General features: G+C 67.7%; 21 protein-coding genes and 1 riboswitch. Of the genes, 13 read left to right on the top strand and 8 right to left on the bottom strand.

All coding sequences use genetic code 11. The annotated features are described in order from the left end of the window. Window positions 1-74 precede the first annotated feature (74 nt). Entirely contained in the window at window positions 75-785 is a 711-nt protein-coding gene (locus ACP150_RS12695; RefSeq protein ID WP_424967023.1) for a class I SAM-dependent methyltransferase, read from the top strand. A gap of 136 nt (window positions 786-921) precedes the next feature. Continuing rightward, window positions 922-1,620, top strand: coding sequence for a hypothetical protein (locus ACP150_RS12700; protein ID WP_424967024.1), 699 nt, complete (start codon window positions 922-924; stop codon window positions 1,618-1,620). A gap of 41 nt (window positions 1,621-1,661) precedes the next feature. On the opposite strand, the gene smc is transcribed toward ACP150_RS12700, so the two are convergent. Continuing rightward, a complete protein-coding gene (gene smc, locus ACP150_RS12705) occupies window positions 1,662-5,114 on the bottom strand; it encodes a chromosome segregation protein SMC (RefSeq protein ID WP_424967025.1) in 3,453 nt (1,150 codons plus the stop codon). 188 nt (window positions 5,115-5,302) lie between these two features. Further along, a riboswitch (cobalamin riboswitch) is annotated at window positions 5,303-5,526 on the top strand. 35 nt (window positions 5,527-5,561) lie between these two features. On the opposite strand from smc, the gene ACP150_RS12710 reads away from it, so the two are divergent. From ACP150_RS12710 to cobN, 5 genes are all read left to right on the top strand, one after another. Continuing rightward, window positions 5,562-6,248 (top strand): energy-coupling factor ABC transporter permease, encoded by a 687-nt coding sequence (locus tag ACP150_RS12710; protein ID WP_424967026.1) that lies wholly within the window; start codon window positions 5,562-5,564, stop codon window positions 6,246-6,248. A gap of 132 nt (window positions 6,249-6,380) precedes the next feature. Then, window positions 6,381-7,475 carry a cobalamin biosynthesis protein CobW gene (gene cobW / locus ACP150_RS12715; RefSeq protein WP_424967027.1) on the top strand — a complete coding sequence of 365 codons (1,095 nt, stop codon included), beginning with the start codon at window positions 6,381-6,383 and terminating at the stop codon, window positions 7,473-7,475. After that, window positions 7,472-7,930: a GNAT family N-acetyltransferase gene (locus tag ACP150_RS12720; RefSeq protein ID WP_424967028.1), complete on the top strand. Its 459-nt coding sequence runs from the start codon at window positions 7,472-7,474 to the stop codon at window positions 7,928-7,930. The genes cobW and ACP150_RS12720 overlap by 4 nt, the downstream gene beginning before the upstream one ends. A 157-nt stretch (window positions 7,931-8,087) precedes the next feature. Continuing rightward, a complete protein-coding gene (locus ACP150_RS12725) occupies window positions 8,088-8,570 on the top strand; it encodes a hypothetical protein (RefSeq protein ID WP_424967029.1) in 483 nt (160 codons plus the stop codon). A gap of 69 nt (window positions 8,571-8,639) precedes the next feature. Next, complete coding sequence (gene cobN, locus ACP150_RS12730; protein ID WP_424967030.1) at window positions 8,640-12,368, top strand: cobaltochelatase subunit CobN; 3,729 nt, start codon at window positions 8,640-8,642, stop codon at window positions 12,366-12,368. Window positions 12,369-12,451: 83 nt separating this feature from the next. On the opposite strand, the gene cobO is transcribed toward cobN, so the two are convergent. The 4 genes from cobO to ACP150_RS12750 all read right to left on the bottom strand — a co-directional run bounded on the left by cobO (window position 12,452) and on the right by ACP150_RS12750 (window position 14,696). Beyond that, window positions 12,452-13,066, bottom strand: coding sequence for a cob(I)yrinic acid a,c-diamide adenosyltransferase (cobO, locus tag ACP150_RS12735; protein ID WP_424967031.1), 615 nt, complete (start codon window positions 13,064-13,066; stop codon window positions 12,452-12,454). Between the two features lie 11 nt (window positions 13,067-13,077). Continuing rightward, the gene (locus tag ACP150_RS12740) at window positions 13,078-13,794 is read right to left on the bottom strand and encodes an LrgB family protein (protein ID WP_424967032.1); all 717 of its coding nucleotides are present in this window, start codon (window positions 13,792-13,794) and stop codon (window positions 13,078-13,080) included. Continuing rightward, window positions 13,787-14,143, bottom strand: coding sequence for a CidA/LrgA family protein (locus ACP150_RS12745; protein WP_424967033.1), 357 nt, complete (start codon window positions 14,141-14,143; stop codon window positions 13,787-13,789). Before ACP150_RS12745 ends, ACP150_RS12740 begins: the two co-directional genes overlap by 8 nt. An 82-nt stretch (window positions 14,144-14,225) precedes the next feature. After that, entirely contained in the window at window positions 14,226-14,696 is a 471-nt protein-coding gene (locus tag ACP150_RS12750) for a hypothetical protein (RefSeq protein ID WP_424967034.1), read from the bottom strand. A gap of 459 nt (window positions 14,697-15,155) precedes the next feature. Here ACP150_RS12750 and ACP150_RS12755 point away from each other — a divergent pair, with 459 nt between their 5' ends. Then, on the top strand, window positions 15,156-15,698 hold the full coding sequence (locus ACP150_RS12755) for an NADPH-dependent FMN reductase (protein WP_424967035.1): 543 nt from the start codon (window positions 15,156-15,158) through the stop codon (window positions 15,696-15,698). Here the strand turns inward: ACP150_RS12755 and ACP150_RS12760 are convergent. Then, window positions 15,685-16,416, bottom strand: a complete 732-nt coding sequence (locus tag ACP150_RS12760; protein WP_424967036.1) for a TSUP family transporter — start codon at window positions 16,414-16,416, stop codon at window positions 15,685-15,687. The two genes, ACP150_RS12755 and ACP150_RS12760, sit on opposite strands and share 14 nt — an antisense overlap. Then, complete coding sequence (locus tag ACP150_RS12765; RefSeq protein ID WP_424967037.1) at window positions 16,413-17,474, bottom strand: NAD(P)/FAD-dependent oxidoreductase; 1,062 nt, start codon at window positions 17,472-17,474, stop codon at window positions 16,413-16,415. The genes ACP150_RS12760 and ACP150_RS12765 overlap by 4 nt, the downstream gene beginning before the upstream one ends. Before the next feature lie 66 nt (window positions 17,475-17,540). On the opposite strand from ACP150_RS12765, the gene mnmD reads away from it, so the two are divergent. Together mnmD and ACP150_RS12775 are read left to right on the top strand one after the other, a co-directional pair. Next, window positions 17,541-18,209, top strand: coding sequence for a tRNA (5-methylaminomethyl-2-thiouridine)(34)-methyltransferase MnmD (gene mnmD, locus ACP150_RS12770; RefSeq protein ID WP_424967038.1), 669 nt, complete (start codon window positions 17,541-17,543; stop codon window positions 18,207-18,209). Continuing rightward, window positions 18,206-19,105: a DMT family transporter gene (locus ACP150_RS12775; RefSeq protein WP_424967039.1), complete on the top strand. Its 900-nt coding sequence runs from the start codon at window positions 18,206-18,208 to the stop codon at window positions 19,103-19,105. Before mnmD ends, ACP150_RS12775 begins: the two co-directional genes overlap by 4 nt. On the opposite strand, the gene ACP150_RS12780 is transcribed toward ACP150_RS12775, so the two are convergent. Next, window positions 19,102-21,057, bottom strand: coding sequence for a lytic transglycosylase domain-containing protein (locus tag ACP150_RS12780; RefSeq protein ID WP_424967040.1), 1,956 nt, complete (start codon window positions 21,055-21,057; stop codon window positions 19,102-19,104). The two genes, ACP150_RS12775 and ACP150_RS12780, sit on opposite strands and share 4 nt — an antisense overlap. A 172-nt stretch (window positions 21,058-21,229) precedes the next feature. On the opposite strand from ACP150_RS12780, the gene dapA reads away from it, so the two are divergent. Genes dapA through smpB form a run of 3 tightly spaced genes read left to right on the top strand, consistent with a single transcriptional unit; the run spans window position 21,230 to window position 23,044 of the window. Next, window positions 21,230-22,105, top strand: a complete 876-nt coding sequence (gene dapA / locus ACP150_RS12785; protein WP_424967041.1) for a 4-hydroxy-tetrahydrodipicolinate synthase — start codon at window positions 21,230-21,232, stop codon at window positions 22,103-22,105. Further along, window positions 22,086-22,556 (top strand): GNAT family N-acetyltransferase, encoded by a 471-nt coding sequence (locus ACP150_RS12790; RefSeq protein ID WP_424967042.1) that lies wholly within the window; start codon window positions 22,086-22,088, stop codon window positions 22,554-22,556. Before dapA ends, ACP150_RS12790 begins: the two co-directional genes overlap by 20 nt. Window positions 22,557-22,561: 5 nt before the next feature. Beyond that, complete coding sequence (smpB, locus tag ACP150_RS12795; RefSeq protein WP_424967043.1) at window positions 22,562-23,044, top strand: SsrA-binding protein SmpB; 483 nt, start codon at window positions 22,562-22,564, stop codon at window positions 23,042-23,044. Window positions 23,045-23,161 lie beyond the last annotated feature (117 nt).

Below are 23,161 nucleotides of genomic sequence, written 5' to 3' on the forward strand. Positions count from 1 at the left end.
CAGCCTCCCGCAAACGGTCCGGTCCATCCCGGTCGCGTGTTGTCCCCTGCCCGACGCGCCGGTAGCGTTCCGCCATGGACATTTTTGGCAAAGCCCTTCTGGTGTATCACCACGGGCAAACCGACATCCCGCTCAAGGTGCTGCGGGATGACGGATGGACGGATGAGCACAGCCCCGGCCTCTATTTTCAGGACGAGCCCTTCGAATTCGAGGTCCCCGCCCTGCGGCGCATCTCCGGGCCGACCCTGGATGTGGGCTGCGGCGCGGGGCGCCACCTGAAATGGCTGGCCGCAGAGGGGCATGAGGCCGTCGGGCTGGACAGCTCGGAGGGGGCTGTGGCGGTGTGCCGGGCGCAGGGGCTGACCGGGGTCAACGCGGTCGATGTGCTGTCCGACCCCCTGCCAGAGCTTCCATTCAGACCCGCGCAGATCACGCTTTTTGGCAATAATGTCGGAATCGGAGGGACCTTCGATGGCAGCGTCACCCTGCTGCGCATCCTGCACGGCATCTGCGGCGCGGGCGGACAGCTCCTGCTGACAGGGCTTAACGTGAAAGGGACCGAAAACCCTACGCACATCGCTTATCAAGAGCGCAACCTCGCCGCAGGCCGACGGCGCGGTGAGCTGAAACTCCGCCTCTCCCATGAGGGCGAGACCGGGCCCGAGTTTGGCTGGTTCCACCCCGAACCCCACGAGATCGAGGAACTCGGCGCTCTGTCAGGATGGGGGGTCGAACATCTCGAGCATCAGGGCGGGTTTTTCTGGGCCAGCCTGCGGGCGCGTTAAGGACCTCCTCCAGCCACACCCCGGCTGACAGATCCCGACTTGGACACAAGCGCTTACGTCACATCGATTGCAACCGCACGGGCGTGATACCCAAAGACCATCTTTGGGTGCCTATTTGTTTTGATTGGAGTGCAGGATGCGATGGCGCGCAGCGCGATCCTTCATCGCCTTTCTCACCGTGATCGGATGCACGGTCCCCCCAGTCGACCCCACATTCATCAGCTCCGTCCCCGCGGACCCGCAAAGCTTTGCGGTCGCACAAAAGGCGGTCAGGGCGTGTTCTGATCCCCTCAACAAAGAGCGCGTCCTCAAAAACTTTCAACGCGCCGGGTTCACCGTCTCCCAATACCCGGTTGCCTCGAGATTCGGAGGAACAGCAACGCGCATTGATGTTTCAGCACCGGATCCCGCCGTGTCCGTGCTCTACCAATCGGGGAGGTGTTATGTCGGCCTCGAGGGGATGACCCCCAGCCAGTCTGCGCAATTGGCAGAGATCTGGGTGAACGCCCATAACGCCCGCCCGAATTCCGAATTTGGAGACGGCCTGTCCGACCATGTCTCAGGAGCGTGGCGGCATTTCTTTACGGAACCGGCGCGCGTGCCCAGCAAGGCCGCCTATTATCACCGGATCTACATCGCGGCCTACAAGACATGGCCGCATGGAGCCTATGACCCGCAAAGCAGCTTTGCCTACGACATCTCCGGTGTGTTCCCGGACAAACCCGGCGCGGCTGTGGAACTGAACCATGCGTTCGAGTGCAAACCCTATCACGTGACAGGTCCAAACAGCGGTGCCTATCTTCCGTGCTCCGAACCGGACTACCGGCCAAACTGACCGGCAGAGTTCAAGCCCGGGCTGACGCCGACGCGCATCTGCTATGCGACCAGTGTCTCCGCCTTGCGCAGATCCACCGAGACCAGCTGGCTGACCCCTTGTTCCCCCATAGTCACCCCGAACAGCCGGTCCATCCGCGCCATGGTCACCGCGTGGTGGGTGATGATCAGGAACCGGGTCTCCGTGCGACGGGTCATCTCGTCGAGCAGGTCGCAGAAACGGGTCACGTTCGCATCGTCAAGCGGCGCATCCACCTCGTCGAGCACGCAGATCGGGGCCGGGTTCGCGAGGAACACCGCAAAGATCAGCGCCAGCGCGGTGAGCGTCTGCTCGCCCCCTGACAGCAGGCTCAGGGTGCTCAGGCGCTTGCCTGGAGGCTGGCACATGATCTCGAGCCCGGCTTCGAGCGGGTCATCGGATTCAACCAGCACCAGCTTGGCCTCGCCGCCGCCAAAGAGATGGGTGAAGAGCATCGAGAAGTTCTCGTTCACCTGTTCGAACGCCGTCAGCAGCCGCTCGCGGCCCTCCTTGTTCAGGCTTGAGATACCGGTGCGCAGCTTGCCGATTGCGCCCTCCAGATCGCCTTTCTCGGTGGTCAGGGTCTGGTATTCCTCGTCCACGGCCTTGGCGTCTTCCTCGGCACGCAGGTTCACGGCCCCCATGGCATCACGCTGGCGCTTGAGGCGGTTGACCTCGGCCTCGATGGCCTCGGCGGCAGGCATACCGTCCGCATCGACCTTCAGCGTGTCGAGCAGCTGCTGGGGCGTAACCTCCAGCGCTTCCTGGATCCGCTCGGCGGCAAGCGCCACGGTCTCGGCAGCCGCCTCGGCGCGCGCCTCGGAGGCCGCCCGGGCCTCCCGTGCCTCGGACGCGGCGCGCTCGGCATCCCGCTCGGCCTGCTCGGCCTTGCGCGCGGCCCCCTCGGCGGTGCTGAGAGCGTCGGCGGCGGCGGCCTTGCGGGCCTCGGCGCGCGAGATCTCATGGGCCAGCGCATCACGCTTGGACGCAATCTCGCCGGGTGCGGCGGTCGCGGTCTTGAGCTCGGCGCGGTTCTGCGCAAGCCGCCCTTCGAGCTCGGTCTTATGGGCCTCCGCCGTCTCGAGCCGGTGCCGCCAGCCGCTGATCTGCTGGGTGATTTCCTGACTGCGCCGGGTGCGGGCCTCGCCCTCGCGGCGCAGCTCGTCATGGGCGGAGCGTTTGGCGAGCATGGTCATGCGCGCCGCATCCACCGTGACACGGATCGCCTCAACCTGGGCGCGCGCGGCCTCCAGGTCGCCGAGCCCGGCCTGGGCGGTCTGGGCCTCGGCCAGGGCCTTCCGCGCCTCCAGCACCTCGTCGCGGTAGCGCGCGACCGAGCCCGAGAGCGTTTCGAGCTTGCCCGCCATGATGTTCTTGTCCGCCTCGGCCCGGCTCAGGGCGCGGCTCGCATCCCCCAATGCCCGCTCGGCGCTTTTGCGCGCGTCCCGGGCGAGCCGGTCAGCTTCGGCAGCGGCGCGCAACTCGGCCTGCAACGCCTCGTGACTGGCCCGCGCGGTGGATGCCTGCGCCTCGGCCTTCTCGAGATCCGCCTTGAGCGCCGATAGCCGGTTGATCTGCTGCAGCCGGGCGGCGGCGGCCGAGGGCGCATCCTCGGCCCGGGCGGCCAACCCGTCCCAGCGCCAGAGATCGCCTTCGCGCGACACAAGCCGCTGGCCGGGCCGCAAGGCGGCCTGCAACCGCGCACCATCGGCCCGGTCCACCAGCCCGACCTGCGCCATCCGACGCGCCAGAACACCCGGCACGGTCACATGGGACCCAAGCGGAGTGGCCCCTTCGGGCAGGGATGCGGCGCTGTCATAGCCCGGCAGCAAATGCCAGCCCGAGCGGTCCCCATCGACCTGAGGCGCTTTCAGATCATCGGCCAGCGCGGCCCCGAGTGCGGCTTCGAAGCCCGGCGCGGCGGTCACCGCATCCAGCACCTGCCCACCCTCGGCCCGGTCGCGCGCCACAAGCTTTTCCAGCGCGCCGACCTCGGCCCGGAGGGCCGTCGCCTCGCCCTCGGCCTCGGAGCGGGCCGCGCGGGCATCCGCCTCCTGCCCCTGAACGTCGCTGCGCTTGGCCTCGGCCTCGGTGAGGGCGGCCTCGGCGGCCTCTGTCTCGGCCTGTGCGGCGGTCTGGGCCGTTCCGGCCTCGGCAAATCGCGCCTCGGCCTGGGTCAGACCGCTCTGCGCCTCGGACAGGGCGGTATCGGCCTTGGCCGCCTGTTCCTGCGCACGGGCCTCGGTCCGCGTTGCCTCCTGCAAGAGGCGCTGGGTCGATTGGTGCCGGGCCGCGAGCCGCGCCACATCCTCGGTCATCTCCGATTGGGTCGTCTCGCGGTCGGTCAGAACCTCGCCCGCCGCGCGCGCGGCCTCTGCCGCCTCGGCAAGCTTCTCGTCATGGCCCTCAGCGGCCTTGGCGATCTGGCCCTGCTCCCATTCGAGCTTGGCGATGGTCTCGCCCGCATCCTTGTTCAGCCCCTCTTCACGGGCGATGTCGGCCTCAAGAGTGGTGATCCGCCCGGTCAGGGTCTCGATCGCGTCGCGCGCCCGGGTTTCCTGATCGGCCAGCGTGTCGCGCTGCACATGGAGCCGCTGGACCACAGCGCCCGCGATCGCCTCTTCCTCGCGCAGGGGGGGCAAGGCCTCGTCCGCCTTCACCCGGGCCTGCGCCGCCTGCCGGGCGGCGGTTTCGGCCGCCCCCGCCTCTGTGGTGCGGGTGGTCAGTGCCTGCACCGCGACCAACCGGGCCTCATCAGCCTCACGCCAGCGCCGATAGAGCAGAAGCCCCTCGGCCTGCCGCAGCTGCGTGCCGATTTCACGGTAGCGGGCCGCCTGCTTGGCCTGCCGCGCGAGGGTCGAGAGCTGCGCGGCCAGCGCCTCCAACACGTCATCGACCCGGTCGAGATTGGCCTCGGCCCCCTTGAGTTTGAGCTCGGCCTCGTGACGCCGCTGGTAGAGCCCCGAGATCCCGGCAGCCTCTTCGAGGATCCGCCGCCGCGCCTTGGGCTTGGCATTGATCAGCTCCGAGATCTGGCCCTGCCGCACCAGCGCAGGGGAGTGCGCCCCGGTGGAGGCATCGGCAAAGAGCATCTGCACATCGCGCGCCCGCACATCCTTGCCGTTGGTCTTGTAGGCCGAGCCCACATCCCGGGTGATCCGGCGGATGATCTCCAGCTGGTCCGTGTCGTTGAACCCCGCCGGGGCGCGGCGGTCGGAATTGTCCATGATCAACGCCACTTCGGCGAAGTTGCGGGCCGGGCGGCTGGCCGCCCCGGCAAAGATCACATCCTCCATGCCGCCACCCCGCATGGCGGTCGGCCTGTTCTCCCCCATCACCCAGCGCAACGCCTCGAGCAGGTTCGACTTGCCACATCCGTTCGGTCCGACCACGCCGGTCAGCCCGTCGCCGATGATCAGATCGGTCGGGTCCACGAAGCTCTTGAAGCCATTCAGGCGCAGTCGGTTGAACCGCATCGGGGGTCTCCGGGCATGATTCTTCAACCTCCGAGGGTCACGGCCTGCGGCCCATGAGTCAATCCCGCCACCAAATATCGTCGTGGATAAGTCGAAATCCGCGATATATTGCGGTGACTTCAAGATAACCCGTGTCGCCTGCGGCACCTGCGCCCCAACTCGGATCTTGACGGCCCGCGGGTCCCGCGCGCACAAACGCCGGGCATGGTTCCCCGTGCCCGCGCCAAGCGCCCGGGGGATCAAATGGGAATGTGGAACGGCCCGATCCAACCCGGAGGGCCCAAGCCTCAGCCGCCCCCGCGACTGTATGCGGAGAGGGATGCCGACACGCCACTGGAGCGCCATGCTCTGGGAAGGCCGGCATACCCATCGACCCGTGAGCCAGGAGACCAGCCATGCAGACCGCAACCCCCTCCTGTCGGGTGTGACAGGGTATGGAGATACAACATGCATATCGAACCCGGCGTCGTGAACGGCGCCAAACTTGTCCTGAGCTATGCCACCGCAGCCGGGGCCGTGGCCTATTCCGGCAAACTGATCTGGGACAGCCTCGTGGCGCGCGGCGCGCCTTCGCTGGTGGCCCGCAGCCTGCTGGCGACGCTGGCGGTTTTCGTCTTCTTCGAGCTTCTGCCCCATTTCGCCGTGGGCGTCTCGGAGGTGCATTTCATCCTCGGCACGACGCTTCTGCTGATCCTCGGGACGGCGCCTGCGGCCATCGGACTGGCGCTCGGTCTGCTGCTGCAAGGGGTGCTCTTTGCGCCCATCGACCTGCCACAATACGGGATGAACCTGACGACGCTGCTGGTGCCGCTCTTTGGCATTCACCTGATGGCAAAGCGGATCATCGCGCCGGATACGGCCTATGTGGACCTCAGCTACGCCCAGGCGCTGAAGCTGTCGGCGGCCTATCAGGGCGGCGTGGTCGCCTGGGTGGCGTTCTGGGCGATCTATGGCTCGGGGGTCGGGGCCGAGAACCTGGCCGCCGTGGTCAGCTTTGGCGCGGCCTATATGCTGGTTCTGATCATCGAGCCGGTGGCCGATCTGGCGATCCTCTGGGCCGCCAAGACCCTGAACCGCTCTGGTCGCCAGAGCGCGCTGGTTACACCGCGGCTCTTCCACCCGCAGACGGCCTGACAAACGCCGCTCTGGCCCACGCCGCATGACCCGGGCCATGCCACGCCCGGGTCGCGGCAAAGGGCCAGAGCCCCGCGACCTTATCCCGGCCGGGCGATGCCCCGGTCGCGCATCCCCTGATCGGAGCCACCCATGCCCGCCAAAATTCCTGCCACTGTCGTCACCGGCTTTCTCGGCGCCGGGAAAACCACGCTGATCCGCCATATGCTCGCCAATGCCGAGGGCAAGCGGATCGCCCTGATCATCAACGAGTTCGGCGATCTCGGCGTCGATGGGGATATCCTCAAGGGGTGCGGGGACGAGACCTGCACCGAGGATGACATCATGGAGCTCAGCAATGGCTGCATCTGCTGCACCGTGGCCGATGACTTCATCCCGACCATGGAAGCCCTGCTGGCCCGCGACACGCCGCCCGATCACATCGTGATCGAAACCTCGGGGCTCGCCCTGCCGCAACCGTTGGTCCGGGCGTTCAACTGGCCGGGGATCTCGACCAAGGTGACCGTGGATGGCGTGGTGACGGTGGTCGATGGCAAGGCGGTGACCGAGGGCCGTTTCGCCCATTCCGTCGACGCGGTGGATGCCCAGCGCAAGCTGGACGAGAATCTCGACCATGAGACCCCGCTCTCGGAGCTGTTCGAGGATCAGGTTGCCTGCGCCGACATGCTGGTGGTGAACAAGTCCGACCTGCTGAGCCCGGCAGAGGCCGAGGCCCTGACCGGCCGGCTGAAATCCGAGGCCCGCGCCGGCGTGCAGGTGGTCAGCGCGACGCAAGGCGCGCTGCCGGTGGACGTCCTGCTGGGGCAGGGCATCGGGGCCGAGGCGGATCTGGACGCGCGCGGCGAGGTCCATCACCACCATCATCACGAGGACGATCATCACCACCATGATGACGACCATCCTCACGACCATGACCATCACCACCATCATGATCACGACCATGATGCCTTCACCTCTTTCGTGGTGACCCTACCCGAGATCACCGACCCGGAGGGGTTCGCGGCCCATGTCACCCGGGTGATCGAGGATCACGATATCCTGCGCCTCAAGGGGTTCGCCGCCGTGGCCGGCAAGCCCATGCGCCTGACCCTGCAGGCCGTTGGCCCCCGGATCGACACCTATTTCGACCGCCCGCTCGGCGCGTCGGAGCCGCGCGAGACCCGGCTGGTGGTGATCGGCCAGGCGGGGCTCGACCAGGCCGCCATCGACGCGGCCCTGCGTGCATGACCGTCACTGTCCGACGCGCTGACCCGCTCGGCCCCGAGGCGCACGCGCTTCTCGGGGCCAGCGCGGCAATGATGGCGGACCGGTACCCGGCGGAGGTGAATTACAGCATGACCCCCGAGGATCTGGACGATCCGGCGATCCGCTTCGTGCTGGCCTTCGCGGACGACAAGGCGATCGGCTGCGCGGCGCTGGCCACCCGGGCAGGGTATGGCGAGATCAAGTCGATGTTCGTCGCCCCCGAGGCGCGCGGCCTCGGCGCGGGCGCGGCCCTGCTCCGCACGCTGGAGGGGTTTGCCCGCGAGGATGGGCTGCCCGCTTTGCGGCTCGAGACGGGACCGGACCTGACCTCGGCCTGCGCGCTCTACGAGCGTGAGGGATTCGCGACGCGCGGTCCCTTCGGCGATTATCTCGACGATCCCCTCAGCCGCTTCTACGAAAAACCGCTCGGGGCTTGATCCCGCGCAACTTTCTGCGCGGTTTTTAGTCAGTTTCCCCCGGGTTTGCCCGCCGTCGCGGCGCAAAGCTGGATTTCATCCTCGCCTTTCCCTCCGCAACCGGTCATACTTTGGTCGAGGGGTATGGGTCCGTCTGCGGGCCCGGAGTTATGAACATATGCCACGCGAGATCCGGATTTACCGGTCCACCCCATTTGACCCTCTGGCGCAAACGCTGCTGATCCCGCCGAAATCGCGAACCCGCCCGGACATGTCCGATGTGACGGGGCCGAACGGCTATTTCTACCTCGCCGCACGGGACGAGGTCGGACTGGGCTGTATCGCCCTGCGCAACATGGGCAGTTTCGGTCTGGTCAGCGCCTTTCGCTTCGTCGCCGCCGAGGCCCGCGGCAGCCTGCCGGATATCCTGATCGAGCAGGTCGAGACGCTCGCGCGCAGCCTGCGCCTGCGCGTGATCCGCGCCTGGGTGGATCGGATGCACCCGATCCAGGCCGAAGCCCTGCGCCGCAACCAGTATATCGCCAGTTCCGAAGAGCTGGGGAGCGATGAGTTGGTGCTCTATGAGCGGGAATTGCAGCGCGCGCCCCACCGGATGAGCGACCCGGTCCTGAAGGGTCCGCCGATTTTTCCCAAGCGCTAGCGCCCGCCATTGCCGGGCTGCGGCAGGCTTGATAGACCCGCCGCTGCACTTGGAGAAACGGGGCGCAACATGCATCTTCTGGCCGCGACACCCGGCAGCATCGATGACGGGCAGGAGCCTGTGGATCTGAGCCAGACGCCCGGCGATCTGGTCTTCATCTCCGCCGCCGATACGGAACTGGCCGCCCTGAGCGCGGCCCGCGCCGAGATGGCCGCGCCGCCCAGCCTGCGGTTGGCGAGCATGATGCATCTGCGCCACCCAATGTCCGTGGATCTCCATATCGATGACTGCGCGTCCCGGGCCCGACTGGTGATCGCGCGCGTTCTGGGCGGGCTGGGCTATTGGCGCTACGGGGCCGAGCAATACGCCGCCCGGGTCGCGGCGGCGGGCGGCCACGTGATCCTGCTGCCCGGGGATGACAAGCCCGACGACGCCCTGCGAGAGCTGTCGACCCTGCGCGGGGCCGAGTATGACACGCTCTGGTCCTATCTGGTCGAGGGCGGGCCCGAGAATGCCGCGAATTTCCTTGCCTATGCGCAGCATCTGCTGGATCCCGAACGGCCCGAGCCGCCGGCGGCCGCCCCGCTCCTGCGGGCCGGGGTCTATTGGCCCGGTGCCGGGCTCAGCGATCTGGCGACCGTGCAGGCGCAGTGGCGCGCAGACGCGCCGGTTGTACCGCTTATCTTCTACCGCGCACTGGTGCAGGGGGCCGGGCTGCACCCGATCAACCGGCTGGTCCGGGCACTGGCGCGCAAGGGGCTGAACCCGCTCCCGATCTTCGTGGCCTCCCTCAAGGATCCAGTCTCGGTCGCGACCCTTCAGGGGCTTTTTCGGCAAGCGCCGCCGGATGTGATCCTGAACTGTACGAGTTTTGCCGTGGGCACCCCGGACGGGGCAGGCAAGGCCGGCGCCAACCCGCTGACCATGGCAGAGACGCGCGAGGCGCCGGTGTTTCAGGTGGTCCTCGCGGGCAGCAGCGAAGCCGCCTGGGACGAGGGCACCACCGGCCTCTCGGCACGGGACATCGCCATGAACGTGGCCCTGCCCGAGGTGGATGGCCGCGTCCTGACCCGTGCGGTCAGCTTCAAGGGGGAGGCGTTTTACGATGACGCAACAGAATGCGCCATCGCCACCTATCAGGCCCAGGGCGACCGGATCGCATTCGTGGCGGATCTTGCGGCGAATTGGGCCACACTCCGGCGCATGCCGGTGGGCGACCGGCGCACCGCACTGATCCTCGCGAACTACCCCAACAAGGACGGACGGCTCGCCAATGGCGTGGGGCTGGACACGCCCGAGGCCACCGCGCGGATGCTGACCGCGCTGGCCGCCGAAGGCTATGACGTGCGCGACGCGCCCCGGGACAGTGCCGCCCTGATGGCGGCAATCCGCAAAGGCCCGACCAACTGGCTGACCGACCGGGCCGAGCGAGAGGGCGGCGTGCATCTGCCGCTGGAGACCTATCTCGCCCATTACCGCGCCCTGCCCTTCGTCGTGCGGGACCAGATCGAGAGCCGCTGGGGCGCCCCGGAAGACGATCCCTTCTTCATTGTTCCGCAAATACTCAATTCCGACGCGGCCCCAAGCGGTGCCTTCGCCCTGTCGATCCTGAGCTATGGACATGTGGTGGTGGGGATCCAGCCCGCGCGGGGCTATAACATCGACCCGACCGAGACCTATCACGCGCCGGACCTCGTGCCGCCGCATAACTATCTCGCCTTCTATTTCTGGCTACGGCATGTCCACGGAGCACATGCGCTGGTGCATATGGGCAAGCATGGCAATCTCGAATGGTTGCCCGGGAAATCCATCGCCCTGTCCGAAACCTGCTTTCCCGAGGTAGTGTTCGGCCCCCTGCCCCATATTTATCCCTTCATCGTCAACGATCCCGGGGAAGGGACCCAGGCCAAGCGTCGCGCGCAGGCGGTGATCATCGATCATCTCACCCCGCCCCTGACCCGGGCCGAAACCTATGGGCCGCTGCGCGATCTCGAAGCGCTGGTGGATGAGTTCTACGAGGCCGCCGGCGTGGATCCGCGGCGGATCACCGAGTTGCGGCACGAGATCCTGTCCCTGACCTCGGTCACCGGGCTCGACAAGGACGCGGGGTTCACCGGCGACGAGGAAGGCGATCTGGCCAAGCTCGACGCCTATCTTTGCGAGTTGAAAGAGGCGCAGATCCGCGACGGGTTGCATGTCTTCGGCACCGCGCCCGAGGGCGATCTTGCGCGCGATCTTGCGATCGCGCTGACCCGCCTGCCCCGGGGCGACGGCCAGGAGGGCGACGCCTCGCTCCTGCGGGCGTTTGCTGCGGATCTGGCGCTTGGCTTCGACCCGCTTGATTGCGAGATGGCGGCCCCCTGGGCGGGGCCGCGTCCCGATCTTCTGGCAGGTCTTCTTTCTGATCCATGGCGCAGTCATGGCGACACGGTAGAACGGCTGGAGGCGCTGGCCGTGGCGTGTGTCGAGGGCGGCATGGCTGCACCCGGTCCGGCGAGCCGCGCGGTTCTCGAGGCGATTGCAGACCATGTCCTGCCGACCATTGCGGAATGCGGGCCGGCGGAGAAATCGGGCCTCCTCACAGCCCTGTCAGGGCGGTTCGTCGCCCCGGCGCCCTCCGGCGCGCCCACACGGGGGCGTATGGATGTCCTGCCCACGGGACGGAATTTCTTCAGTGTCGACAGTCGCGCGATCCCCACGCCCACTGCGTGGAAGCTGGGCTGGGCTTCGGCCAACCTGCTGATCGAGAAGCATTTGCAGGATCACGGGGATTGGCCCCGGTCCCTGCTGCTGACGGCTTGGGGCACGGCGAATATGCGCACGGGCGGGGATGACATCGCCCAGTGCCTCGCCCTGATGGGGGTGAAGCCGCAATGGGACAGTGCCAATCGCCGGGTCACCGGGTTCGAGGTGCTGCCCCTGTCCGTGCTGGGGCGTCCGCGTGTGGATGTGACCCTGCGCGTCTCGGGGTTTTTCCGCGATGCCTTTCCGCAGCAGATCGCACTGGTGGATTCTGCAGCCCGGGCGGTCATGGCCATGGACGAGCCCGAGACCGAGAACCCCGCCGCCGCCCGCGCCCGGGCCGAGGGCCATCAGGCGCGTGTGTTCGGCTCGAAACCCGGAGCCTATGGCGCGGGCCTGCAGGCGATGATCGATGAGCGGCTCTGGGCCGACAAGGCGGATCTGGCGGAGGCCTATATCGCCTGGTCGAGCTATGCCTATGGCGCCTCCGACGAAGGCACCCCGGATCGCGCGGGCTTCACCGCGCGGCTGAGCCAGGCCGAGGCGATCGTTCAGAACCAGGACAACCGCGAGCATGATCTGCTGGACAGCGACGATTACTACCAGTTCGAGGGGGGCGCTGCGGCGGCGGTCGCCACCTTGCAGGGCACGGAACGGCCGATCTATCACAACGACCATTCCCGTCCCGAACGCCCGGTGATCCGCACCCTGGAGGAAGAGATCGGGCGCGTGGTCCGCTCCCGCGTGGTGAACCCGAAATGGATCGCCGGGGTCAAGCGCCATGGCTACAAGGGCGCCTTCGAGATCGCAGCGACGGTGGATTACCTCTTTGCCTTTGCGGCCACGACGGGGGCGGTGGCGAGCCACCATTTCGATCTGGTCCATGCGGCGATGCTGGAGGATGAGGACACCCGCGCCTTCATCGCCGAGGCCAACCCGGATGCATTGCGCGAGATTGCCGAGCGGTTGAACGAGGCCATCGACCGGGGGCTCTGGCAGCCGCGCTCGAACCGCGCCAAGGCGCTGCTAAAGGACCTCGCCGCTCCGACCGCATAGTCGCAGCAGGCCAGCCTTAGATGAGTATTTGAAGAACAATGAGGGGGCTGGACGCTGCCCTCAGGGAGTGGCGCGTGTCGGCGTCAGAACTCCACGCCGATCTGCGCCTTGATGCCGGAGCGGAAGGGGTGTTTGACAAGCTCCATCTCGGTGACGAGATCCGCGGCCTCGATCAGCTCGTCCTTGGCATTGCGACCGGTCAGGACCACATGAGTCATCTCGGGTTTCTCGCTCTGCAGGAAGCCGACGACCTCGTTGATATCGAGATAGTCGTAGCGCAGGGCGATGTTGATCTCGTCCAGCAGCACCATCCGGTTGTCCGGATCGCGGATCAGCTCTTTGGCCTTGGCCCAGGCGGCCTGGGCCATCTCGATATCGCGATCCTTGTCCTGGGTTTCCCAGGTGAAGCCCTCGCCCATGGTGTGAAAGGCGCAGCGGTCGGAGAAATGTGACAGGATCAGGTCGCGCTCGCCCGTGCTCATGCCGCCCTTGATGAACTGCACCACGGCGCAGGGCATTTCATGGGCGATGCAGCGAAAGATCATCCCGAAGGCGGCGGAGGATTTGCCCTTTCCCTTGCCCGTATGGACGATGATCAGGCCCTTCTCGTCGGTCTTGGTCGCCATGATCTTGTCTCGCGCGGCCTTCTTCTTGGCCATCTTGGCGTTGTGGCGCGCCGTGTCATTTGCCTCAGTCATCGCATCCTCCGTCAGAAAAAGAGCCCCACCAGCAGCGGGGCGAGAACCGCCGTCAACACTGCGTTTACGCCCATGCCGATCCCGGCGAAAGCCCCGGCGGTCTCATTGACCTGAAACGCCCGCGCGGTGCCGATACCATGGGCGGCCACGCCGGTGGCAAAGCCGCGCGCGCGCCAGTCCCGGATCCGCAGAAGGTTCAGCAGCGGCGTGGCAAAGACCGCGCCGATGATCCCGGTCAGGATCACCAGCACCGCCGTCAGCGTGGGCAGACCCCCGATCGCCTCGGAGATGCCCAGCGCCACGGGGGCCGTGGCCGATTTCGGCGCCAGCGACATCAGAACCTCGCCCCGGATGCCCAGCGCGTAGCCAAGCCCGACCGCCGTCGCCATGGCCGTGAGCGAGCCCGCCAAGAGGGCCGCGATCATTGGCAGGGCCGCCGCCCGCACTTTGGCGAGGTTGGAATAGAGCGGCACGGCGAGGGCCACCGTGGCCGGGCCGAGCATGAAATGCACGAATTGCGCGCCTTCGAAATAGGTCCTGTAGGGCGTGTCCGACAGCCACAGCACCGCCGCCAGCAGCGCCACCGCCACCAGCACCGGGTTCACCAGCGGCGCGCGACCCGAGGCGCGGAACAGGGCGTCGCCGATCACATAGGCCGCCAGCGTGGCCGTCAGCCACAAGAGCGGCTCGGACGAGAGATAGACCCAAATCGCGCCGAGATCAGTCATCGCCCGCCCCTCCGACCAGACGGGCAACCCCGGTGAACACCAGCGCCCCCACCGCGATGGAGACCAGCGTCGACACCATCAGCACGATCAACAGCGGCCCGCCATCATGGCCCAGCACATCCAGATGGGCGACAACCCCGACCCCCGCTGGCACGAAGAGCAGCGACAGATGCGACAGGAGCCCGCTCGCCGTGGGGCGCACCGCCTCGGCCACCTTCGGCACCATCAGGAAGAAGGCCAGCAGCAGCACAAGGCCCAGAACCGGCCCCGGCACCAAGAGGCCGAGGGTCCGGGCCAGGACCTCGCCGATCAGCTGGAACACCAGCAGCACCAGAAGATGCAGGATCATGGGTCGGGTCCTTCGGTCAGGGCAGGTGGGCTCAGACTAAGGCCCCGCCCCCCGGACGCAATCGCGAAACGCGCCCCGGGGCTCAGCAGCGCGAATAGACATGGCCCCAGAAATTCCGGTTCGGCAACGGGTCCGGCGCGTTCCTCTGGCGCAGATAGAGCCCGCCCGCGGCATAGGCCTCGGCCTCCCCTTGCGCCGGGCAAAGATAGGTCTCGGTGGTGCCGGTCTGGAACTGCACATGGTGGATCAGCTCATGCAGGACCATCTCGCGGAAGGCCGGGTTGGAATAGGGATCGTCATCCTGATCCGCGCCCTCGACCAGATGCGCGGCCAGCACATAGACCCGGCCATGGGGCCCGTCCTGTTGAGAATAGAGGGCCTGCACCCGCGTATCGATCCCCTGGGACGGGATCAGGTGCGGCACGTCCGTATAGTATTCTGCGGTCAGCTCGGCCGGGGTCATCTCGACCAGCTCAGGCAGGGGAAGACCGGCGGTCTCATAGGCGGTATTGGCGGAAATCCACAGCATCAGCGCAGTCATAAGCTCAGTCATCGGGGCCTCGCAGGGGGCGGCGCACAGGGCCGCAGCAAACTGGATGGGGCGTCACCGGGTCGTGACGCGGTTCGATCCTCCCGCGACACAAAAATACGACCAAAGTCGTAGGGGACGAGGCGCCGCCCAGCGATTGGCCGCGAAACCCCGGCCCGGTTCGGCAAAAATGTCGCAATGAATCCGCAAGCCGCCCAAAGCCGGGGCACCTGACTTCCGGATTGGCCCGGCAACAGGGCAATTCCCGCATGGCACCCGGCCCGGTTGTGACGGTTTTCTGCGGGTAACCTCAGGCTGAAATCTCGCCTCGAGCCGCACATAACCATCTGTAAATATGAAACAAATCAGATCGAGGCACTTGCGAAGGCGCCGCGCACATCGCCCGTGCGCTCCCGAGCAGTTTCCCCTCTTTGCCTCGGCGCGCCGGGCCGCTACCTGTGGCTCAAAGGGAAAGGACAGCCGATGACAACGCCGAAACTTCTGGGGATCTCCGGATCGCTCCGTGCCGACAGCTTCAACAGCAAACTGGTGCGCGAGGCCGCCCAACGCTTCGGGCCTGCGGAGTTCTCCGAAGGGAACCTGCGTCTGCCGCTCTATGATGGCGATCTCGAGGCCAAGGGCATTCCGGCAGAGGTCCAGACCCTCGCCGATCAGATCGCGGCGGCGGATGCGGTGATCATCTCGTCACCGGAATACAACCAGAGCCTGACCGGGGTGTTGAAAAACGCGCTCGACTGGGTGAGCCGCGTCGAGGGCAAGCCGTGGCAGGACAAACCCGTGGCCATCGTGGCCGCTGCCGCCGGGCGCTCCGGTGGCGCGCGCGGGGTCTATGCCCTGCGGCTGGCGATGATGCCGTTTCAGGCGCATGTGCTGCCCGGGCCCGAGGTTCTGGTCGCCGGGGCCTTCCGTGAGTTCGACGAGGAAGGCCGACTGAAAGGTGAAAGCTATCAGGAGATCCTCGACACCCTGATGGCCAAGCTGCGCGCCGCGGCTACAGCAGCCTGATCAGCAGGGTCGTCGCGGCCAGCCCCGCGAGACCCAGCGCCCAGGGGCGGATGGCGTGACGCGCCACCCGCGCCGAGAGCGGGCGCGCCAGCCAGAGCGCGAGCGGCACCGCCGGCAGCAGCAGCGCGGCAAAGCCCAGCGCGCGCAGGCTGAGCAACCCCTGCCAGCCCAGCGCCGCGACGCTGACCACCATGCCGAAGGCGAAGAACGCGTTCTGCATCGCAGCCGAGCGCGCCTGGGTTTCATGCTGATAGAGCAGCGCCATGGGCGGCGCCCCCACCGCCGTCAGCGTCCCCATGATCCCCGCCAGAGTACCCGCGCCGAACAGCGTCGGCGCGATGATCGGCACGCGGACGCCGATCAGGGACAGCGCGATCCCCAGATACACCACCAGAGCGACCAGCGCGGCCAGTGCCTCGGGATCCGCGAGGCGCGCCGCGATCAGCGCCGCCAGCACCGCGCCCAGCGTGCGCCCGGCAAAGCCGGGCAGCAACTCTGACCGGCGCAGCTGCGTGCGATCGACGGACACGGCGCCCGCGCCCACGGCGATCCCAAGAAACAGGAGCGCGGCGGGAAGGACCTCGGGCGCGACCATGGCGATGAGCGGGGCCGCAAGCATCCCGAACCCCTGCCCCGCGAGCCGCTGCAAAAGCGTGCCGCAGAACACCGCGGCAAAGGTAAAGCCCAGCACCTCAGGCCCATAGCCCAGCAGGGTCATGGCGCGGGCGCGCGGGGCAGGCTCGCCTCGGGGCGAAACGCGTCGGGGATGCGGTCGCGGCCTTCCAGCACCAGATCCGCGACCATCTCGGCCAGTTCCGGGGCCATGCCGAAGCCGATCTTGAACCCGCCATTGAGGATCACGTGGTCGGGACGCAGGGGATGCGCGCCAAGCATGGGCGCGCGCGACTTGGCCCGGGGGCGCAGCCCGGCCCAGCGCGCCAACACCGGCGCCTCGGCCAGTGCCGGGACGGCGGCCCGGGCCCGGGCAATCACATCCTCCAGCAGGGCATCGGTGCGCGCAGGCGCGTCGAACTCCCGCTCCGAGGTGGACCCTACGGCTGTGGTCCCGTCCGTATGGGGCACGACATGGAGCCCCTCGACAAAGAGCTGCGGCAGATCCCGCGCGTCATGGCCGAGCACGGCCGCCTGCCCCTTGACCGCATTGCCGACCACCGCGCCCAGCGCCGTACTCAGCTCGGCCAGCCCTGCGGCGCCGGTCGCCTCGATGATCTTGCCGCGCGGGGCGTGATCGCCGATCAGGATCTCCGCCCCCATCTGGCGCAGAGCCTCGGCCATGGCCGCGCAAGCCTTGGCCGGGTGGAGCCGCGCCGTAAGCGTGTCGTGGATGATCTGACCCGTGGGGCTGTCTGGCGCCCAGCCCGGGAAGTCCGAAACCGGCCGGATCCGCCACGCAGCGCGCCCCTGCCAGAGGGTTTCGGCCTGCACCGCGCGCGCCTCGGCCAGCGCAAGGGCCCGGTCATCGGCCAGCGGCTGCACCCGGCCCAGCCGCGCATAGCCCGGATCCATCCCCGTGGCGGCGGCAATCTCGGTCCACCAAGCCTCGGCCCGCATCAGGCTGTCGAATTGCACCTGCTTCTTGGCATTCCAGTTTTCGGGCGTGTGCGGGGCCAGCGCGCCCACGACCCCGCCCGAGGATCCCGCGCCGATCCGCGCGGCCTCGATCACGCGCACCCGCGCCCCGCGCCGGGCACAGGCATAGGCCGCCGAAAGCCCAAAGATCCCGGCCCCGAGAACGGTCACATCCGCAATTGCCAAACTCGCCCTCCTTGCCCATTGTCGCGCCGGGCCGCGATCCGGCCCCGAGATGTAAGGCAGGACGGGATGCAAAGCCAGCAGGCAGACGTGGCGTGGACGGATGGCGTGCCGGTCTCGGTGCGTTTCGACGACCCCTATTATTCCAAGGCGGACGGGCTGGCCGAGACCCGCCATGTCTTCGTGGCGGGCAATGCGTTGCCCGCGCGGTTCTACCCGGGCTTTGCCGTGGCCGAATTGGGCTTCGGCACCGGGCTGACGCTGGCGGTGATGCGCATGGCGTGGGGCGCGCTCGAAGAGCCCGGGCCCCTGCGGTTCACCAGCTTCGAGGCCTTTCCCATGCCGGTGCCCGAGATGCGCGCGGCGCTGAGCGCCTTTCCCGGGGTGACCGAGGTGCTGGAGGATGTCCTCGCCACGCTGGAGGGCGGGGCGACCACCTTCGAAGCTGCGGACCTGAGGTTCGAACTGGTCCTCGGGGATGCCCGCGAGACCCTGCCCGAATGGGAAGGACGGGCCGATGCCTGGTGTCTCGACGGGTTCTCGCCCGCCAAGAACCCCGAGCTTTGGGATCCGGACCTGATGGCTCAGGTCGCGCGCCACACCGCACCGGGCGGCAGCTTTGCCACCTATACGGCGGCGGGCCATGTCCGCCGCGCGCTGGCCGCGGCAGGGTTCGAGGTCGCCCGCATCCCAGGCTTTGGCCGCAAGCGGCATATGAGCGTGGGACGCCTGCCATGACCGGCACAAATACGCGGCTGGGCATCTGGCTGATGGTCGCCACGACGATTGTCTTTGCCCTGCAGGACGGGATCTCGCGCCACTTGGCGGGCGAGTACAACGTGCTGATGGTGGTGATGATCCGTTACTGGTTCTTTGCCGCCTTCGTCATCACCATCGCCGCGCGTCAGGCGGGCGGGGTCCGCGCGGCGGCGGCCACCGAACAACCCGTGCTGCAGGGGTTCCGCGCGGTGCTGCTGGTGACCGAGATCTGCATCATGGTGGCGGGATTTGTCCTGCTCGGGCTGGTCGAAAGCCACGCGGTCTTCACCTGCTACCCGCTGCTCATCGCGGCCCTCTCGGGTCCGGTGCTGGGCGAGCGGGTAGGCTGGCGGCGCTGGGTCGCAATCGGCGTGGGCTTTGTCGGCGTACTGATCATCCTGCAGCCAGGCTTCGGGGTGTTTCAGGTCGAGGCCCTCGTCCCCCTGCTGGCGGCGTTTCTTTTCGCGCTCTATGGCTTGCTGACGCGTTATGCCGCGCGCAAGGACAGTGCCGAGACGAGCTTTTTCTGGACCGGCACCGTCGGCGCGCTGGCGATCACGGGCGTGGGCATCTGGGGCTGGGAGCCGATGATCCCCAGCGATTGGGCCTGGATGATCGCGCTCTGCATCACCGGGGCGGGCGGGCATTTCCTGCTGATCAAGTGCTACGAAGTGGCCGAGGCGAGCTCGGTCCAGCCCTTCGCCTATCTGCAGCTGGTCTGGGGCGCGATGTTGGGCGTGAGCGTCTTCGGCGAAGAGATCCGGCTGAACGTGGCCCTCGGCGCGGCCCTCGTGGTCGGGGCCGGGATCTTCACCCTCTGGCGGGCGCAGGTCGCGGCCGCGCGCGAAGCCCGCGCCCGGCAGACCGGCGACTAGCGCGCGGTCAACCGGTCGATGACGCGGAAGGGCTGTGCCTCGCCGGCCAGCCGCATGCCGTAGATGATCCGGCTTTCCGTGACGCGCATGATGTAATTGCGGGTCTCCCGGAAGGGCACATGCTCGATCCAGTCGACCATGGCGTCCTCACCCAGCCCCTTGGGCGTGCCGAACCGGTCCGTCCAGCTGCGCGAGCGCCCCGGCCCGGCATTGTAGCCGATGGAGATCAGCGTGAGGTTCGGTCCGAACTCGTCGATCAGCTGCAAGAGATAGCTCGAGCCAAAGCGCACATTCTGCGCCGGGTCGCTCAGCAGGCGTGAGACCGAAAAGGGCTCGCCCAGCTTCTGCGCCATAGACTGTCCGGTGCTCGGCATGAGCTGCATGAGCCCGCGCGCGCCCACGGGGCTGACCACGACCGGGTCGAACTCGCTCTCGCGGCGGGCAATGGCCAGGGCCAGCGCCCGGTTCACCGGCAGCGCGCCCGGCACCAGCGATGTCACCGGGTGATAGGCCCGGTGCAGCACGCCTCCGCTACGGGCCGCGTATTTCGCGATCATCAGCGCGATATGCGGCTCGTCCCAGCCCAGGGCCACATCCGCCAGCGCGCCCTGCTCTTCCAGTGTCAGGCGTTCGCTCAGATGCACGAGGAACCGCTCGGCCAGCCCGCGCTCGCCCGCGCGCTGCAGCGCCCGCGCGGCCAGATAGACCGAGGTGCGGGCATAGGGCGTCGCGGACCAGTCCGGGTAGTTCTCGCGCCCGGCCAACGCCGGATCAGGGGCGATCCCCGCCCGCTCGGCAGCCAGTTGGCCGTAAAAGGCGGTCTGGTGCTGCGCCCCGAACCCATAGGCCGAACGCGCGGCCTCGCGCTGGCCCATGGCCTCCAGCGCGCGACCTTCCCAATACCCCGCCCGGCCGAGCGAAATCGGCGAAGCCACCGAGGCGCGGAAGGCCCGAAAATGGCGCAGGGCGGTTTCGGGATCGTTCAGCTTGCGCAGGGCGATAAAGCCCGACAGCCATTCCAGATCCGAGTAGTGCCGCCCCTCGCTCAGATGGTGGTTCGCCGCAAGCCGGTACGCCTCGCGATCGCGATCATCGCGCATCAGGTCCCGGGCCAGCGAGCGGCGGCGATTGCCCCACTCCTCGGGCCGACCCAGCGCGTCTGCCGAGCTCGACCGCTCCATCATCAGGGTCCGGGCGGACTCGGTGCGCCCCTTGCGCACCCGCCACAGGAACCGCTCATAGGCGAGCCCCGGATCCCCGCTGAGCGCGGCGGGCACCGCCGCGATCAACCCGTCGACGCCGTTCTGATCCAGCCGCAGGGCGATCCGCGCCTCGGCCAGCCTGCGCCAATCGGCAGGTACGAGATCGAGCATGGCGCTGGCATCCCGGGTCCGTCCGGCCCAGAGGAGCCGGTCGAGCCGTGCCACATGGGCCGAGGCAATGTCAGCGCGATGCGAGCGCCGAAAGATCGCCTGCTCCTCGGCATCGAGGTTGAGATCGCGCCAAGCGGTGGCAAGGGTCTCGGCGGCGGCGGTGCTCTGTCCGGCGGCGCGCTGCGCAGCGGCCAGACGGCGCGCGCCCGTGCCCGTGCGCGGGGCCTGGGCGGCGAAATAGGCGCGGACATCCGCTGGGTTCGCGTTTTCGGGGATCTTCGGCTCCCCCCGCGCCCGCAAGAGCGGCAGGCCCGGCCAATCCGCGTTCCGGTCGAGGAAATCGCGATACTGAGACCAGCTGCCCTGCCGCGCGCGCAACAGGGTCCAGACCACCACGTCCCGGGCCGCCGGATCGGTGATCCGCCCCGCCTCGCGTGCGACCCGGTCCCAATCGCTGCCCCGGGCGGCCTGCAACGCGCCCGCAAGATCCGCCTTCGCCGCCGCGGGCATCATTGCGGGCGCCATCACCAGCGCCGCTGCCAGCGCCATCTGCCCCAAAGCTCTGCCGATCCTGTTCATCTCGCGCCTCGCCTGCTCTTGTTTATTGGTGTTAGGGGTCATCTAGGGTGTTGTGACCGCCCATCATAGGGGAAAGCGCCGGGTATTTCGCCCGAGCCCCTTGCCTTGCCCCCGGCCGGAGCGGTATGCGCCCGTGACACTATCGGATCGATCATCGTTAAGGAGGGTATCCATGTTCAAAGGGTCTATGCCAGCGCTGGTCACGCCGATGAAAGACGGGGCCGTGGATTTCGCGACACTGGAGGCGTTTGTCGAGTGGCAGATCTCCGAGGGCAGCCACGGTCTGGTGCCCGTGGGCACGACCGGCGAAAGCCCGACGCTCAGCCATGACGAACACGAGGCCGTGGTCGCCAAGGTGATCGAGGTTGCTGCCGGGCGCGTGCCGGTGATCGCGGGTGCTGGGTCGAACAACACGGTCGAGGCGGTACGCTTTGTCCGCCACGCCGCCGAGGCCGGGGCGCAAGGCGCGCTCGTGGTGACGCCCTATTACAACAAGCCGACCCAGGCCGGGATGATCGCCCATTACACGGCACTGGCCGAGGCGGCGGACATTCCGATTGTGATCTACAACATCCCGGGCCGGTCCATCGTAGACATGACGCCCGCCACCATGGCGGTACTGGCGGAGTTGCCGACGATCGTGGGTGTGAAGGACGCGACCGGCGATCTCGCCCGGGTCAGCCAGACCCGCATGGCCTGTGGCCCGGACTTCATCCAGCTTTCGGGCGAGGATGCCACAGCTCTGGGGTTCAATGCCCATGGCGGCGTCGGCTGCATCTCGGTCACGGCCAATGTGGCGCCCAAGCTCTGCGCCCGGTTCCAGGAGGCGACGCTTGCGGGCGATTTCGCCACCGCCCTGACGCTGCAGGACAAGCTCATGCCGCTCCATGAGGCGATCTTCATGGAACCGGGGCTCGTGGGCGCGAAATACGCCCTGTCCCTGCTCGGCAAATGCTCCGAGGAGGTGCGTCTGCCGCTCCTCGGGCTGACCGAGGACACCCAGAAAGCGGTCAAGGCCGCGATGGCCCATGCCGGGCTCTTCGACTGATCTGATCCTGCGTCCGCGGCTGGCGGCGGATCTGGACGCGCTCTGCGACGTCTGGGAGGCCGCCACCCGCAGCACCCATCCCTTTCTCGGCGACGACCTGATCGCGGCGGAACGCGCGCGTCTGGAAGGAGACTACTTCCCCGCCACCCAGACGCTCGTGGCGCTCCGCGATGGCGCGGTCGTGGGCTTTGCCTCCCTGACCCGCGGTCGCGAGCTGGCCGGGCTCTTTGTCGCGCCGCAGGCCCAGCGCAGCGGGATCGGTCGCGCCCTTCTGACCGAGCTCTGCGCCGGGCAGGACGTGACGCTCGAGGTCTACACGCTCAACATGCATGGCCGCGCCGCCTATCATCGGCTGGGCTTTGTCGAAACCGGGCGGCGCATGGATCCCGAAACCGGGCTGGAGCGGGTGCAGATGCGGCTGGTTGAATCCCCCGCCGCGCCTGTTATGTGAGCAGTATGGCCAAACCGAAGACCCCCGAAGAGAAGAACTACAAAGTCGTCGCCGAGAACCGGCGCGCACGGCGGGAATACGCGATCGAGGACGACCTCGAAGTCGGTATTGTGCTCGAAGGGTCCGAGGTGAAATCCCTCCGCGAGGGCGGCTCGAACATCGCCGAGAGCTATGCGGCCGTGGACGAGGCCGAGCTCTGGCTGGTGAACAGCTATATCGCCCCCTATGCCCAGGCCAAGACCTGGAAGCACGAGGAGCGGCGGCGGCGCAAACTGCTGGTCTCGAAGCGCGAGCTGTCGCGGCTCTGGAACGCCACCCAGCGGCAGGGCATGACCCTCGTGCCCATGGTGATGTATTTCAACCATCGCGGGCTGGTGAAGCTGAAGATCGGCATCGCCAAGGGCAAGAAGCTCGCCGACAAGCGCGCCACGGATGCCAAGCGCGACTGGAACCGGCAGAAGCAGCGGTTGCTGAAGCAAGGCCACTAGGCGGGCGGCGCGCCGGCGGACAGGCCGCGCCGTGAGTATTTGCAGAACAATGAACCTGCAGAACGCCCTGCGGATCGAGGCGCGCGCCTCCCCTCATTGTTCCAAAAATACTCAAAC

Origin of the sequence: Dinoroseobacter sp. S375 (genome assembly GCF_049800775.1) — a bacterium.
In the GTDB taxonomy this organism is placed as follows: Bacteria; Pseudomonadota; Alphaproteobacteria; order Rhodobacterales; family Rhodobacteraceae; genus Dinoroseobacter.

Bases quoted from the DNA above. Each gene is read 5' to 3' on its own strand.
- ACP150_RS12695 (WP_424967023.1), top strand. From the start codon at position 75: ATGGACATTTTTGGCAAAGCCCTTCTGGTGTATCACCACGGGCAAACC.
- ACP150_RS12700 (WP_424967024.1), top strand. From the start codon at position 922: ATGCGATGGCGCGCAGCGCGATCCTTCATCGCCTTTCTCACCGTGATC.
- smc (WP_424967025.1), bottom strand. From the start codon at position 5,114: ATGCGGTTCAACCGACTGCGCCTGAATGGCTTCAAGAGCTTCGTGGAC.
- ACP150_RS12710 (WP_424967026.1), top strand. From the start codon at position 5,562: ATGCATATCGAACCCGGCGTCGTGAACGGCGCCAAACTTGTCCTGAGC.
- cobW (WP_424967027.1), top strand. From the start codon at position 6,381: ATGCCCGCCAAAATTCCTGCCACTGTCGTCACCGGCTTTCTCGGCGCC.
- ACP150_RS12720 (WP_424967028.1), top strand. From the start codon at position 7,472: ATGACCGTCACTGTCCGACGCGCTGACCCGCTCGGCCCCGAGGCGCAC.
- ACP150_RS12725 (WP_424967029.1), top strand. From the start codon at position 8,088: ATGCCACGCGAGATCCGGATTTACCGGTCCACCCCATTTGACCCTCTG.
- cobN (WP_424967030.1), top strand. From the start codon at position 8,640: ATGCATCTTCTGGCCGCGACACCCGGCAGCATCGATGACGGGCAGGAG.
- cobO (WP_424967031.1), bottom strand. From the start codon at position 13,066: ATGACTGAGGCAAATGACACGGCGCGCCACAACGCCAAGATGGCCAAG.
- ACP150_RS12740 (WP_424967032.1), bottom strand. From the start codon at position 13,794: ATGACTGATCTCGGCGCGATTTGGGTCTATCTCTCGTCCGAGCCGCTC.
- ACP150_RS12745 (WP_424967033.1), bottom strand. From the start codon at position 14,143: ATGATCCTGCATCTTCTGGTGCTGCTGGTGTTCCAGCTGATCGGCGAG.
- ACP150_RS12750 (WP_424967034.1), bottom strand. From the start codon at position 14,696: ATGACTGAGCTTATGACTGCGCTGATGCTGTGGATTTCCGCCAATACC.
- ACP150_RS12755 (WP_424967035.1), top strand. From the start codon at position 15,156: ATGACAACGCCGAAACTTCTGGGGATCTCCGGATCGCTCCGTGCCGAC.
- ACP150_RS12760 (WP_424967036.1), bottom strand. From the start codon at position 16,416: ATGACCCTGCTGGGCTATGGGCCTGAGGTGCTGGGCTTTACCTTTGCC.
- mnmD (WP_424967038.1), top strand. From the start codon at position 17,541: ATGCAAAGCCAGCAGGCAGACGTGGCGTGGACGGATGGCGTGCCGGTC.
- ACP150_RS12775 (WP_424967039.1), top strand. From the start codon at position 18,206: ATGACCGGCACAAATACGCGGCTGGGCATCTGGCTGATGGTCGCCACG.
- ACP150_RS12780 (WP_424967040.1), bottom strand. From the start codon at position 21,057: ATGAACAGGATCGGCAGAGCTTTGGGGCAGATGGCGCTGGCAGCGGCG.
- dapA (WP_424967041.1), top strand. From the start codon at position 21,230: ATGTTCAAAGGGTCTATGCCAGCGCTGGTCACGCCGATGAAAGACGGG.
- ACP150_RS12790 (WP_424967042.1), top strand. From the start codon at position 22,086: ATGCCGGGCTCTTCGACTGATCTGATCCTGCGTCCGCGGCTGGCGGCG.
- smpB (WP_424967043.1), top strand. From the start codon at position 22,562: ATGGCCAAACCGAAGACCCCCGAAGAGAAGAACTACAAAGTCGTCGCC.